We start from the raw sequence: 13,418 nt of genomic DNA, 5'->3' as shown, positions 1-13,418 counted from the left end.
CCATGTCGATGCTGCCCTACCTCCGTGCCGCCGTCCGCCCCGCGCTGCGCAGGTCCACCCCGGCCCAGCCCGGCTACGACACCACCCGTGACCCGTCCGCCATCAGCGCGGTGGTCGACTGCGCCGTCTACCGCGACGGCCGGCGCGCCGGGCGCGCACGGGGCATCTCCTGCCTGACGCCCCGTGAGGCGCTGCGCGAGGTCCGCGAGGACGGCGGTTTCGCGTGGATCGGCCTGCACGAGCCGACGGAGGCCGAGTTCGCCGGGATCGCCGCCGTGTTCGGGCTGCACCCGCTCGCGGTGGAGGACGCGGTGCACGCGCACCAGCGTCCGAAGCTGGAGCGGTACGACGACACCCTCTTCACCGTCTTCAAGACGATCCACTACGTCGAGCACGCCGAACTCACCGCCACCAGCGAGGTGGTGGAGACCGGCGAGGTGATGTGCTTCACCGGCCCCGACTTCGTCATCACCGTCCGGCACGGCGGCCACGGCTCCCTCAAGGGCCTGCGCCACCGCCTCCAGGACGACCCGGCGCTCCTCGCCAAGGGCCCCTCCGCCGTCCTGCACTCCCTCGCGGACCACGTGGTCGACGGGTACATCGCCGTCGCCGCGGCCGTGCAGGACGACATCGACGAGGTGGAGAGCGCGGTCTTCGCCGCCCCCGCCAAGGGCAGTGCGCGCGGCGGAGACGCGGGCCGGATCTACCAGCTCAAGCGCGAGGTGCTGGAGTTCAAGCGGGCCGTCTCCCCGCTGCTGCGCCCCATGGAGCTGCTCAGCGAGCGCCCGATGCGGCTGGTGGAGCCCGACATCCAGAAGTACTTCCGCGACGTCGCCGACCACCTGGCCCGGGTGCACGAGCAGGTCGTCGGCTTCGACGAGCTGCTGAACTCCATCCTCCAGGCCAACCTGGCGCAGGCGACCGTCGCGCAGAACGAGGACATGCGCAAGATCACCTCCTGGGCGGCGATCATCGCCGTGCCCACGATGATCTGCGGGGTGTACGGGATGAACTTCGAGCACATGCCGGAGCTCCAGTGGCGCTACGGCTATCCGATGGTGATGGCCACCATCGCGGGGACCTGCTTCACCATCCACCGGGCCCTGCGCCGCCACGGCTGGCTGTGAGGGGCCGGGGGGCGCTGGCTACCCTGTGCGCATGACTCTCAGCGCGCTCGATCTGGCCCTCGTCGAGGAGGCCACCAAGAAGTCCGGCCTCATCTGGGTCCGCGGCTCCGGGGCGGACCGCGGCCTGTGGCACGCCTGGGTGGACGGCGCGGCGCACGTGCTCGGCGACGGGCCCGGGGAGCAGCCGTTCCCGGGGCTCGCGGACGGCGCGGCGGCGGAGGTGACCGTGCGCAGCAAGGACAAGGGCGGCCGGCTCGTCGCGTGGACGGCGACCGTACGGGAGCTCGTGCCCGGCAGCGAGCCGTGGGAGGCCGCGGTGGCCGAGCTCAAGGGCAAGCGGCTCAACGCGCCCGACTCCGCCGAGATGACCGAACGCTGGGCGCGGGAGTGCCGGCTGCTGCGCCTGGAGCCGGAGTCGGTCCGGGCGGCCCTGCCCGAGGGTTCGCTGGCGGCGGCTCCGTTGGGCTCCCCGGCGACGACCCGGCAGCCGATCCCGGCCGGTCTGCCGAAGCTGCTGCTGAAGCGGAAGAAGAAGGCCGCCCGCTAGGGACGTGCGGCGGGCCCGGCAAGTTCCGAAAGAGACGGCCTAGCCCTGCGGGTTGGCACCCTGGCCGGAGCCTTGGCCGGAGCCGCCCTCCTGTTCCTTGGTCGTGGGCAGCTCGGAGCCGTAGTCCACCGTCTGGTCCGGCGCGGGCGCGGTGAGCTCGACGGGCGCGCCCCATTCCGCCAGGGTCACCCGTCCGGCGCCGCCCGCGCGTTCCATGAGGAGCGGGTAGGGGGTGCCCTCCAGGGAGACCGAGAGCTTGCCGCCCTTGCCCTTGTCCGCCGAGACCTGGACGGCCCGGGTGAGCCCGACCTTGGTGTAGTCCTCGCCCTTGGTCAGCTTCCCGTCGAGGCCGAGCAGCCCGTCGAGCATGACCTGCATGTCGGTGAACCCGCGGAACTGCTTGTACGAGGGGTCCGCCTCGGGCACCTTGACGAACTTGTCGCCGAGCTTGCCCGCCGCCTCGGACTGGCCCCAGAACGCGGCGCCCGCCTTGAGGTAGAGCTGCTCCCCCACCCGCAGCAGCTGGAAGGTGGTGTCGTCCTGGGCCTTCACCTCGCCGGAGCCGCCGTCCGCCCCGAGCCGCATGTCCAGGGTGAAGGACTTGCCCCCGCTGACGAGCGTGCCGGAGAGGTGGACCGACTGCGCCCCGGTGACGGCCGTCTTCGCCTTGTCCTCGATCTGGTCGGCGGACAGCTTCCCGACGCCGTTCGTCCCCTCGTCGGGGTCCGCTCCGCACCCCGTGCCTACGACGGCCAGGCCCGCGCACAGGGCGCTGACGAAGGCGGCCCGGCGCAGCCGCGGGGCGGGGAAATAGGCGGTCACGGGTGGGTGCCCCTCTCGTTGCGTCGGCGAGCAGCTGGCAGCGTACCCGCCCGTACGCGGGCCCCGGCGCGGCACCCGGGCGCAGCCCGTGGGGACGCGCGTGCGGAGGTCGCGCGGGCACGGCGCCGATGCCCGGGGCAGGCCCGGGCGGACGGCCCCACCAGGAGGTTGGGTGCGGTACGGGCTAACCTGAGGGACGGCAGTACCGGTGATCGACGGATGACGCAGCTCGTAGGAGGCGCTCGGATGGCGGCAGGCGCCCCACGGATCTTCGTCTCGCATCTGTCGGGTGTGCCCGTCTTCGACCCCAACGGCGACCAGGTGGGCCGGGTCCGCGACCTCGTCGCGATGCTGCGCGTGGGCGGCCGGCCGCCCCGGCTGCTCGGCCTGGTGGTCGAGGTGGTCAGCCGGCGGCGGATCTTCCTGCCCATGACCCGGGTGACGGGCGTCGAGTCCGGCCAGGTGATCACCACCGGCGTGGTCAACATGCGGCGCTTCGAGCAGCGTCCCACCGAGCGGCTGATCCTCGGCGAGCTGCTGGACCGGCGGGTGCGCCTGGTCGCGGACGACGAGGAGGTCACCGTCCTGGACGTGGCCATCCAGCAGCTGCCGGCCCGGCGCGACTGGGAGATCGACCGGATCTTCGTACGGAAGGGCAAGTCGGGTGCGCTGCGGCGGCGCGGCGAGACCCTGACCGTGGAGTGGTCGGCCGTGACGGGCTTCTCGCTGGAGGAGCACGGGCAGGGCGCCGAGAACCTGGTCGCCACCTTCGAGCAGATGCGCCCCGCGGACGTGGCGAACGTCCTGCACCACCTGACGCCGAAGCGGCGTGCCGAGGTGGCGAGCGCGCTGGACGACGACCGGCTCGCGGACGTCATGGAGGAGCTGCCCGAGGACGAGCAGGTGGAGATCCTCGGGAAGCTGAAGGAGGAGCGCGCGGCCGACGTCCTGGAGGCGATGGACCCGGACGACGCGGCCGACCTGCTCTCGGAGCTGCCGGAGGACGACAAGGAACGGCTGCTGACGCTGATGCGGCCGGACGACGCCGCCGACGTGCGACGCCTGCTGTCGTACGAGGAGAACACCGCGGGCGGTCTGATGACCACGGAGCCGATCGTGCTGCGGCCCGACGCGACGGTCGCCGACGCGCTGGCCCGCGTACGGCAGTCGGACCTGTCGCCGGCGCTGGCGGCGCAGGTGTACGTGTGCCGGCCGCCGGACGAGACGCCGACGGGCAAGTACCTGGGCACGGTGCACTTCCAGCGGCTGCTGCGCGATCCGCCGTTCACCCTGGTCAGCTCGATCGTGGACACGGGGCTGGCGCCGCTGCGGCCGGACTCCTCGCTGCCGGTGGTCACCAGCTACCTGGCCGCGTACAACATGGTCGCGGTCCCGGTGGTCGACGAAAGCGGCTCGCTGCTGGGCGCGGTCACCGTGGACGACGTACTGGACCACCTGCTGCCGGACGACTGGCGGGAGACGGACTTCCATTCGGAGGGCCCCGGGGGTCCCGAGGATTCCGAGCGTGCGGAAGGAGCCCTCCGTGGGGACTGAGCGGGGGCGCGGCGAGCAGCCGCGCGAGCGGCGCAAGGAGCAGATCCGGGAGCGGCGCGAGCAGGCGCGGGCGCAGGCCCGCGAGCACGGGTTGGCGGAGGCCGCCGCGGAGCGGGCGGAACGTTCCTCCTTCGAGCGCGGCGAGCGGGCGAAGGCGGGCCAGTCGTCGGGGGCGAGCGCGCTGACGCGCTCGCGCACCCGGCTCGACCTGCCGCGCCCGGCCCGGCGCCGGCTGCTGCCCGAGTACGACCCGGAGGCCTTCGGGCGGCTCTCGGAGCGGGTCGCCCGGTTCCTCGGCACCGGCCGGTTCATCGTCTGGATGACCGTCGTCATCATCATCTGGGTGCTGTGGAACATCTTCGCCCCGGTGAACGTGCGCTTCGACCAGTACCCCTTCATCTTCCTGACCCTGATGCTCTCGCTCCAGGCCTCCTACGCGGCCCCGCTGATCCTGCTGGCGCAGAACCGCCAGGACGACCGGGACCGGGTCAACCTGGAGCAGGACCGCAAGCAGAACGAGCGCTCGCTCGCCGACACCGAGTACCTGACCCGGGAGATCGCGGCCCTGCGGATGGGTCTGGGCGAGGTCGCCACGCGCGACTGGATCCGGTCCGAGTTCCAGGATCTGATCAAGGAGATGGACGAGCGGCGGCTATTCCCCGCGGAGAGTGACGAAGGCGACCGCTAGCGGGCTTTCCTGAGGCCCGCCACCGAGCCGTACCATCGGGGCATGGCTACCGACACAAGCTCCGCCTCCGCCGCTGCCGTGCCCGAGCAGGACGCGATCCTGGACGCGCTGGCGACGGTGAACGACCCCGAGATCCACCGGCCCATCACCGAGCTGGGCATGGTCAAATCGGTGGAGATCGGCGACGGCGGCGAGGTCGCCGTCACCGTGTTCCTGACCGTGTCGGGCTGCCCCATGCGCGAGACCATCACCAACCTGGTCACCGAGGCCGTGCAGCGGGTCCCCGGCGTCACCTCGGTCTCCGTCACGCTGGACGTGATGAGCGACGAGCAGCGCAAGGACCTCGCGGCGACCCTGCGCGGCGGCACCGCCGAGCGCGAGGTCCCCTTCGCCCAGCCCGGCTCGCTGACCCGCGTCTACGCGGTCGCCTCCGGCAAGGGCGGCGTCGGCAAGTCCTCGGTCACCGTGAACCTGGCGGCGGCGATGGCGGCCGACGGCCTCAAGGTCGGTGTCGTCGACGCCGACATCTACGGCCACAGCGTGCCGCGCATGCTCGGCGTGGAGGGCCGCCCCACCCAGGTCGAGAACATGATCATGCCGCCGTCGGCGCACGGCGTGAAGGTCATCTCCATCGGCATGTTCACCCCGGGCAACGCACCCGTGGTGTGGCGCGGTCCGATGCTGCACCGGGCCCTCCAGCAGTTCCTGGCCGACGTGTACTGGGGCGACCTGGACGTCCTGCTGCTCGACCTGCCGCCGGGCACGGGCGACATCGCGATCTCCGTGGCGCAGCTCGTGCCGAACGCCGAGATCCTCGTCGTGACCACCCCGCAGCAGGCGGCGGCCGAGGTCGCGGAGCGGGCCGGCTCGATCGCCGTGCAGACGCACCAGAAGATCGTCGGCGTCGTCGAGAACATGTCCGGGCTGCCCTGCCCGCACTGCGACGAGATGGTCGACGTGTTCGGCTCCGGCGGTGGCCAGAAGGTCGCCGACGGCCTGACGAAGACGATCGGCGCGAACGTGCCGGTGCTGGGCTCGATCCCGATCGACGTCCGGCTGCGCGAGGGCGGCGACGACGGCACCCCGGTCGTCCTGTCCGACCCCGACTCCCCCGCCGGCGCGGCCCTGCGCGCCATCGCCGGCAAGCTCGGCGGCCGGGCCCGCGGCCTGGCCGGCATGTCCCTGGGCATCACCCCGCGCAACAAGTTCTGACGTAGGAAAAGAGGGGGGCCGACGAGGATGTTTCCTCGCCGGCCCCCCCTCTTTTCGTGTCCTTGCCCGTGCGGCCTACTCGTACGCCGCCAGGTCGCCGATCACCGAGAAGCCGATCCCGTAGGCGCTCATCCCCCGCCCGTAGGCTCCGAGGTGCACCCCGCTCCCGGTCGATCCGGCCAGGACCCAGCCGAACTCCGACTCGCGGTAGTGGAACGGCGTCGGCTCCCCGTCCACCGGCAGCGACAGCGTCGACCAGTCCTCACCGCCGAGGTCGTCCGCGAGCTCCCACGCCGCCTCGGTCTGCTGGTCGAGCCAGTCGTCGCGCAGGCTGTGGTCCATCTGCCCCGGCCAGCTGTAGGCCAGCAGCCCCGAGCCGGCCAGCCAGGCCGCCGAGGAGACCGAGGTGGCCTCCAGGACGCCGGTGCCGTCGGCGGTGCGCCGCAGCGGGTTGCTCGCCACCGTGACGACCACCGCGAAGCGCTCCTTCTCCCCGGTGGCGATCTCGCCCCGGGCGGAGGGCTCGTCACCGTGACCGGTCGAGCCGTGCTCCACGCTGCCGTCCGCGCCGGCGGCGACCTGCATCAGCCAGCGGGGGCCGGTGAAGGCCCCGTCCAGGCCGTACCAGGGGAAGTCCGCCCGCAGGTACCCCTCGGCCGCCCGGCGGGCGGCAGGGACGGGCGGGGCGGCCGCGTCGGGGGACTGCGGAGGGTCTGCTGCCAGTGCGGGGGCTGGCGTCTGTGCCTCGGCGGGCTGCGTGCCTACCCGGCTACTGCTCGTCGTCTCCATCTGAGCGGCCTCTCGTTCCGTGGGCTCCGGAACGGCCCACCCCCCTCGGGCGTCCTGGATCCGGACTCAAAGGAGGATAGCCATCCGACCGCGGTTCACCGGGCAGGCGGGCGCGCGCGTGGTCCCCGGTGGCGTCAGGTCGCGTCGGCGTCGAAGCGCGTGAGCTGCTCCTGCGCGGGGGTCGCGGGCTTCTTGACCATGTCCGGCCCGGCGCCCGGCGCGGCGGCGGCGGGGCTGCCGTCGGCGGCCGGGACCGCCTCGGGCTCCTTGCCGTTGACCGCGTCGGTGACGTCGTTGAGTTCCTTGCGGAGATCGAAGCTGCTCCGGATCTCCTTGAGGTCCTCGTTCTCGGTCAGCTGCTTGCGGATGAAGTTCTTCGGGTTCAGGTCCTCGAACTCGAAGTCCTTGAACTCCGGCCCGAGCTCGGAGCGGATGTCCTGCTTCGCGCTGTCCGAGAACGCGCGGATCTTCCGGATGACGCCCGTGACGTCCTGGATGACCTTGGGCAGTTTGTCCGGGCCGAAGATGAGAATGGCGAGCACCACGATCGTGACCAGCTCGAGTGCGCCTATGTCGTTGAACACCTTGCCCCGCTCCTCGGCTCTCTTCACGTCAGGCCTGTCACACGGTACCCGGCCGGGTCCGCAGGCCAATACACCAGGACCGGCTGATTAGCGGACGGGTTCGCCTTTCACCCGGCCGTCACGAACCGTTCGCCGAGCCGAGGACCACTTCCAGCGTGCGCTCCCTGCCCTCGCGCAGCACGGTGAGGGTGAGCCGGTCGCCCGGCCGGTGGGCCCGGATCTTGATCACGAGCTCGTCGCCGCCGTGCACTCGTACGCCGTCGACCTTCGTGATCACGTCGCCCGGCCGGATCCCCGCGCGGGCTCCGGGCCCGCCCGCGGTGACCGCCGGCTTCCCGCCCTCGCCCTTCTCCCCGACCCGGGCCCCGTCGCCGGAGTACTCCATGTCCAGGGTGACGCCGATGACGGGATGGGTGGCGCGGCCGGTGCGCATCAGCTCCTCGGCGACGCGCTTGCCCTGGTTCACCGGGATGGCGAAGCCGAGACCGATGCTGCCGCGCTGCTGCCCGGAGCTGTCCCCGCCGTCGCCCCCGCGGATGGCGCTGTTGATGCCGATGACCTGGGCCCGGGCGTCGAGGAGCGGTCCGCCGGAGTTGCCGGGGTTGATGGGGGCGTCGGTCTGGAGGGCGTCGACGTAACTGACGTCGCTGCCGTCGCCCTTGTCTCCCCCGGCGGTGATGGGGCGGCCGGTGGCGCTGATGATTCCGGCGGTCACCGTGTTGGAGAGGTCGAAGGGGGCCCCGATGGCCACCACCGGGTCACCGACCTGGACGTTCTCGGAGTTGCCGAGCGCGAGCGGGCGCAGGCCCCGTACCCCTTCGACCTTGACGACGGCCAGGTCGTAGCCGGTGTCGCCGCCGACCAGCTCGGCGGGGACGCTCTCACCGGTGCTGAAGGTGACCGTTATGGTCCGGGCCCCGTTGACCACGTGGTTGTTGGTGAGGATGTGGCCCTGCCCGTCGAGGACGAAGCCGGTGCCGGTCGAACTGCTCTCCGCGCCGTTGACGTGCAGGGTGACCACACCGGGCAGTGCGGTGGCGGCGATCCCGGCCACGCTGTCGGGAGCCCGGCCGCGGTCGGCGGGGGCCGCCTGCGGGAGTTCGAGCCGGGTGCCGGCCTGCCGCTCGGCGAGGACTCCGGCGTAACCGCCGATGCCGCCGGCCAGGAGGGCGATGCCGAGGCCGATGAGGATGCCCTGGCGCAGCCGCAGCCGGCGGGAGCCCTCCCGGCCGTGGTCCACCGGCTGGAGCGGCCGCGCACCCCACGGGTCGTACCGCGGCTCCGGGTCCGCCTGCGCGTCGCTCGGCGGGGGCGGTACGGGTTCCTCGTGCGCGGCGACCGGCTGCGCGGGCCGGCTCCACCACTGGGGCACCGGTGCGGGGGCCGGGCCCTGCGCTGCCACCGGATCCGGGTCCGCTGGCGACTCGGCCGCCCGCGGCGGCGGTACGGAGGCCTCGTGCGCCCCGGCGGTCACCGCGGGCCGGCTCCACCACCGGGGCAGGAGGGCGGGGACCGGATCCGCCGCCGGATCGGTCTGCTGGCTGTCGGACATGGGCGCTCCCCGCCTACCTGTCGATCTCCGCCGGCCGCCCGGGGCGGCGCATCTGGCGGAGATTCAACCAGGTCGCCCGCGCCGCCCGCCCCGGCGGGGCGAAAGCACGGGCACCCGGGCGGGACCGGAGCCACCGGACGGCCGGGCACGGCCCGGCACCGGACCTAGCGGTACAGGGATACCGGGCGGGCGGAGGCCGACGTGGTCGGACGGGAGGGCGCCGGGGGCGCCAGGGGGGCGGCCGGGTGGAGCGTCGGGATGACGCCCGGCTTCGGCAGGCGCTTCTCCCGGACCACCGCGTCGAACACCGGGACGACGGGTCCCGTACGCGCGGCCGGTGCCTCGCCCCGGGCATTGGGCTCGACCGCTTCCATCGGCAGCGAGCCCCCCAGCGCGATCGCGGCGAGCGACACCGCTCCGGCGGCCACGAACGCGAAGCGGCGCCGCTGACGGCCCACCTCGTGTATCCGGAAGCCCTGTTGCGGCGGCGCGGCGGCGGCCGCGGGCGCGTAGCCGAAGGAGGGGAAGGGGTCGGCTCCCGCCGACGGGCCGAAGGGACCGGCAGGCCCTGACGGCCCGGTCGGGCCCTCGGGGCCGCCTCCGGGCAGCCCCTGCAACCGCGCCAGCAGCCCGGCCGACAGCGGAGGCGGCGCGCTCTCCACGAACATGGTCTTCAGGCGACGCTGCGCATCGGCCTCGGCCTTGCACCTGGCACAGGTCGCCAGGTGGGCCAGGACCCGCTCGCGCGCGTCGTGGCTCAACTCCCCGTCCACCAGGGCAGCGAGCCGGTCGCCCAGGTGGTGTTCGGCAGGCGACGGGGAGGACGGACTGATCCCGCTCACTCGGCTCCGCCCTCTCCCCCGGCGCCGGGCGCGCCCAGCGCCACACCGGCCAGCGCGCGCTGCTCCGCACGGGCCTCGGGAGACCGGTGCTTGAGCGCCTTGCGCAGGTGGGAACGGCCGCGGTGGATACGGCTGCGGACGGTGCCGAGCTTCACGCCGAGCGTGGCGGCGATCTCCTCGTACGACAGGCCCTCGATGTCGCAGAGCACCACGGCCGCACGGAACTCGGGCGCGAGGGTGTCCAGCGCCTGCTGCACGTCGGCGTCGAAGTGGGTGTCGTGGAGCACCTGCTGCGGGGACGGCTCGCGGCTCGGCAGCCGCTCGGCGGCGTCGTCGGCGAGGGCGTCGAAGCGGATCCGCTGCTTGCGGCGGACCATGTCGAGGAAGAGGTTCGTGGTGATCCGGTGCAGCCAGCCCTCGAACGTGCCGGGCGTGTACGTGGACAGCGAGCGGAAGACGCGGACGAATACTTCCTGCGTCAGGTCCTCGGCGTCGTGCTGGTTGCCCGTCAGCCTGTAGGCGAGGCGGTAGACCCGCGCACTGTGCGTGCTGACGATCTCCTCCCACGAGGGAGGGGTCCACGCCTGGGAGCCCGCATCGGCGGCGAACGTCGCGGTGGTTGCGGTGTCTACGGTGCGGAAACGGTCAGCAATGTTGGTCACGGATTTCGGCTCACCGGCCGACCAGAAGAGGCGTCGGAGGACACCCCCACGATCCACAGGCGCAGCCGCACCTCCCCTGTCGGCTCTGGTGGTGTCCAGCGGAATCCCTACCATAGCCACCCCTCCCGTCAGCTCTGGATAAGCATTTTTGCAGTAACTTTGCACGGGCTCCGGGCCCCAGGCCGCTCTTGCGTCTCTACTGCTCTCAACGCCCGGTCCCATCTGCGGGTTCCCGACTCCAGCGGATACAGTCACCGTTGCGCCAACTATGGGGACAGGAGAGGGTCATTACCGGCAACCGGCAGACGAGCTGGGCGTTCGCCGACGCGTTTGTCGCCGAAGACGACGCTCTGCGATGGGCCCGCGACCGGTCCAGGGAAGCGGGACTGCGGTCCGTCTCCCCCGGCACCGGGGCCGCGCTGCGCCTGCTCGCCGCCACCGCGGACGCCAAGGCGGTCGCCGAGATCGGCACGGGAACCGGCGTGTCCGGCATCCACCTCCTGCACGGAATGCGCGCCGACGGGGTCCTGACCACGGTCGATCCCGAAGCGGACCGGCAGGCCTTCGCCCGCCAGGCCTTCCGCGCCGCCGGCTTCGCGGGCAACCGCGCCCGCTTCATCCCGGGCCGCGCCCTGGACGTACTGCCCCGGCTCGCCGACGGCGGATACGACCTCGTCTTCTGCGACGGGGACCCGGCGGAGTCGCTGGACTACCTCGCTGAATCGTTGCGCCTGCTGCGCCCCGGCGGCCTCGTCTGCTTCGAGGGAGTCTTCTCGGACGGCCGTACGGTCGACTCCGCGGCCCAGCCGGTGGAGGTGCTCCGCGTCCGCGAGCTGCTGCGCAGCGTCCGCGAGAGCCCGGCCCTGGAGGCCGCCCTGCTCCCGGTGGGCGACGGCCTGCTGTGCGCGGTCCGACGCTGAACCCGGCGGGTCAGCGCAGCAGCGCGAACGTCAGCGCGGCCGTACCGCCCAGGGCGGTGCCGGCGAGGAGCTGCGCCGCGGTGTGCGCCTTCAGGGCCCACCGGGACCATCCGATGGCGGCGGCGATCAGTACGGCGGGGAGCACCGCCGGACCGAAGACCAGCAGCAGGACCATCGCGGTGCCGCCGGCCACCGACATGTGGATGGATATCTGCCAGCCGACCGTCACCAGCAGCGAGGAAAGAAGGCCGACCAGCATCGCGACGACGAGCGCGAACACGTCGGCAGGGGCTCCGAGCACGCGCAGGAGGGTGATTCCCGCGATCACCGAGACCAGGCTCAGCCCCATCGGGACGACCCGCTGACGCCGGACCCGGATGTGCTGGTCGGTCAGCGCCCCGCGCCGGACCCCGAGCAGCACGATCCCGATCGGGACCACCCCGCAGAACAGGGCGGCGAGAAGCCCCCAGCCGAGACCGGACCACGACCCCGTGCTGTGCCAGCCGATCAGCAGCAGCTGGGCCACCACCAGGTACCCCGGCGCCAGGACCTCCGTGAGGACCCGGGCCGCCTTCTGGCGGGGCGTGCAGTCCGCGAAGGCGGGGGGCGCGGGCGGGGAGAAGGTCACGGCACGGCTCCGGCGATCAGGGTGCGGGCATGGGTGCGGGTCATGAGTCCGGTCACGGGTCCGGGGTCCCCCGGGTACACAACACTGCCCCGACCGCAGATCGCGGCCGGGGCAGTGCAGAGAATGCAGCGAAAGTACTGTCAGTTATCCCTGGGGGATCAGCCGACGACCTTCTTCAGGGCGTCACCCAGGGCGTCCGCCTCGTCCGGAGTCAGCTCGACGACGAGCCGACCGCCGCCCTCGAGCGGTACGCGCATGACGATGCCCCGCCCCTCCTTGGTGACCTCGAGCGGGCCGTCGCCCGTCCGCGGCTTCATGGCCGCCATGCTCGTTCCCCTTCCTGAAACCAGTTCATCGTCAGCCGACGGCTCCATTCAGGCGCCTAGTACCCGGCATCGAACACATTGCTTCCAGGCCATTATCCCGCATGTCAGGACCCGATGACCAACATCGGCTGGGAACGCTTGTGCAACGCGCTTGACCAAAACCACTCATTTCGGGGACACGCCTGCGATACTTCGCCGCCGCGGCACGCCTCTGCCCTTCCGTTTATTTGACGCACATCACATGTGCGACCCCGCCCCGGTCCGCCATGCTGACCTTTGCACCGGCCGGTACCGGCCGGTAGCCAGCCCGCGACGAAGGGGGACCCCCGCCATGGCCGACAGCGTGCTCTACGAAGTGACCGACGGACTCGCGACCATCACGATCAACCGTCCCGAGGCCATGAACGCCATGAACACCGAGGCCAAGGTCGCCCTGCGCGACGCGGCCCGGGCGGCGGCCGCGGATCCGGCCGTACGGGCGGTCCTGCTCACCGCGGCCGGCAACCGGGCGTTCTGCGTGGGCCAGGACCTCAAGGAACACGTCGGGTTCCTCGCGGCCGACAAGGAGCACGGCTCCTCGCTCACGATGAACACCGTCACGGAGCACTACAACCCGATCGTCCGGGCGCTGACGGAGATGCCGAAGCCGGTGGTCGCGGGCGTGAACGGCGTCGCGGCGGGCGCGGGCTTCGGATTCGCCCTGGCGGCGGACTTCCGCGTGGTCGCGGACACCGCCTCCTTCAACACCTCCTTCGCGGGGGTCGCCCTGACGGCCGACTCGGGCGTCTCGTGGACCCTGCCCCGCCTGATCGGCGGCTCGCGCGCCTCCGACCTGCTGCTCTTCCCCCGGTCCGTGAAGGCCCAGGAGGCCCTGGACCTCGGCATCGCGAACCGTGTCGTCCCGTCGGAGGAGCTGGCGGCCGAGGCGCTGGCCGTGGCCCGGCGGCTGGCCGAGGGCCCGACGGTCGCCTACGCGGCGCTGAAGGAATCCCTGGCGTACGGGGCCTCGCGGTCCCTCTCCGAGGCGCTGGACCAGGAGGACGTCCTGCAGGCCCGGGCCGGGGCCTCCGAGGACCACGGCATCGCCGTGGCGGCCTTCCTCGCGAAGCAGGCTCCGCACTACCTGGGCCGCTAGCGGCTCCGCCGGACGCACGCGGTGTCCGTC

At 72.5% G+C, this 13,418-nt stretch carries 15 protein-coding genes; 7 read left to right on the top strand and 8 right to left on the bottom strand.

Going from position 1 to position 13,418, the window contains the following annotated elements; translation table 11 throughout:
- Positions 1–2 precede the first annotated feature (2 nt).
- Positions 3–1,127 (top strand): magnesium and cobalt transport protein CorA, encoded by a 1,125-nt coding sequence (locus OG435_RS29500; RefSeq protein ID WP_266880962.1) that lies wholly within the window; start codon positions 3–5, stop codon positions 1,125–1,127.
- Between the two features lie 31 nt (positions 1,128–1,158).
- On the top strand, positions 1,159–1,674 hold the full coding sequence (locus OG435_RS29495; RefSeq protein ID WP_266880961.1) for a hypothetical protein: 516 nt from the start codon (positions 1,159–1,161) through the stop codon (positions 1,672–1,674).
- Between the two features lie 39 nt (positions 1,675–1,713).
- Here the strand turns inward: OG435_RS29495 and OG435_RS29490 are convergent, their stop codons facing one another.
- Entirely contained in the window at positions 1,714–2,496 is a 783-nt protein-coding gene (locus OG435_RS29490) for a hypothetical protein (protein WP_266880960.1), read from the bottom strand.
- A gap of 246 nt (positions 2,497–2,742) precedes the next feature.
- Here OG435_RS29490 and OG435_RS29485 point away from each other — a divergent pair, with 246 nt between their 5' ends.
- The 3 genes from OG435_RS29485 (at position 2,743) to OG435_RS29475 (ending at position 5,950) form a co-directional block, all read left to right on the top strand.
- Positions 2,743–4,050 carry a magnesium transporter MgtE N-terminal domain-containing protein gene (locus OG435_RS29485; protein ID WP_266880959.1) on the top strand — a complete coding sequence of 436 codons (1,308 nt, stop codon included), beginning with the start codon at positions 2,743–2,745 and terminating at the stop codon, positions 4,048–4,050.
- 91 nt (positions 4,051–4,141) lie between these two features.
- On the top strand, positions 4,142–4,738 hold the full coding sequence (locus tag OG435_RS29480) for a DUF1003 domain-containing protein (RefSeq protein WP_430625782.1): 597 nt from the start codon (positions 4,142–4,144) through the stop codon (positions 4,736–4,738).
- 42 nt (positions 4,739–4,780) lie between these two features.
- Entirely contained in the window at positions 4,781–5,950 is a 1,170-nt protein-coding gene (locus OG435_RS29475; protein WP_266880958.1) for an Mrp/NBP35 family ATP-binding protein, read from the top strand.
- Positions 5,951–6,025: 75 nt separating this feature from the next.
- Here the strand turns inward: OG435_RS29475 and OG435_RS29470 are convergent, their stop codons facing one another.
- The 5 genes from OG435_RS29470 to sigE all read right to left on the bottom strand — a co-directional run bounded on the left by OG435_RS29470 (position 6,026) and on the right by sigE (position 10,493).
- Positions 6,026–6,739: a hypothetical protein gene (locus tag OG435_RS29470; RefSeq protein ID WP_266880957.1), complete on the bottom strand. Its 714-nt coding sequence runs from the start codon at positions 6,737–6,739 to the stop codon at positions 6,026–6,028.
- 134 nt (positions 6,740–6,873) lie between these two features.
- Positions 6,874–7,323, bottom strand: a complete 450-nt coding sequence (locus OG435_RS29465; protein ID WP_266882186.1) for a sec-independent translocase — start codon at positions 7,321–7,323, stop codon at positions 6,874–6,876.
- Between the two features lie 118 nt (positions 7,324–7,441).
- Positions 7,442–8,875 carry a S1C family serine protease gene (locus OG435_RS29460; RefSeq protein ID WP_266880956.1) on the bottom strand — a complete coding sequence of 478 codons (1,434 nt, stop codon included), beginning with the start codon at positions 8,873–8,875 and terminating at the stop codon, positions 7,442–7,444.
- Between the two features lie 164 nt (positions 8,876–9,039).
- Positions 9,040–9,717, bottom strand: coding sequence for an anti-sigma factor family protein (locus OG435_RS29455; protein WP_430625708.1), 678 nt, complete (start codon positions 9,715–9,717; stop codon positions 9,040–9,042).
- Positions 9,714–10,493 (bottom strand): RNA polymerase sigma factor SigE, encoded by a 780-nt coding sequence (gene sigE / locus OG435_RS29450; RefSeq protein ID WP_266880955.1) that lies wholly within the window; start codon positions 10,491–10,493, stop codon positions 9,714–9,716. The genes OG435_RS29455 and sigE overlap by 4 nt, the downstream gene beginning before the upstream one ends.
- Before the next feature lie 143 nt (positions 10,494–10,636).
- Between sigE and OG435_RS29445 the strand changes: the two genes are divergently transcribed.
- Positions 10,637–11,299 (top strand): O-methyltransferase, encoded by a 663-nt coding sequence (locus tag OG435_RS29445; RefSeq protein WP_266880954.1) that lies wholly within the window; start codon positions 10,637–10,639, stop codon positions 11,297–11,299.
- A 10-nt stretch (positions 11,300–11,309) separates the two neighbouring features.
- Here OG435_RS29445 and OG435_RS29440 read toward each other — a convergent pair whose 3' ends face one another.
- Positions 11,310–11,927, bottom strand: a complete 618-nt coding sequence (locus OG435_RS29440) for a hypothetical protein (protein WP_266880953.1) — start codon at positions 11,925–11,927, stop codon at positions 11,310–11,312.
- A gap of 158 nt (positions 11,928–12,085) precedes the next feature.
- Positions 12,086–12,253 carry a DUF3117 domain-containing protein gene (locus tag OG435_RS29435; protein WP_003966491.1) on the bottom strand — a complete coding sequence of 56 codons (168 nt, stop codon included), beginning with the start codon at positions 12,251–12,253 and terminating at the stop codon, positions 12,086–12,088.
- Between the two features lie 331 nt (positions 12,254–12,584).
- On the opposite strand from OG435_RS29435, the gene OG435_RS29430 reads away from it, so the two are divergent.
- Entirely contained in the window at positions 12,585–13,388 is an 804-nt protein-coding gene (locus OG435_RS29430; RefSeq protein ID WP_266880952.1) for an enoyl-CoA hydratase/isomerase family protein, read from the top strand.
- Positions 13,389–13,418 lie beyond the last annotated feature (30 nt).

This window comes from Streptomyces sp. NBC_01264, assembly GCF_026340675.1.
GTDB lineage: Bacteria > Actinomycetota > Actinomycetes > Streptomycetales > Streptomycetaceae > Streptomyces.
This window is presented reverse-complemented; position numbering and strand designations above follow the sequence as displayed.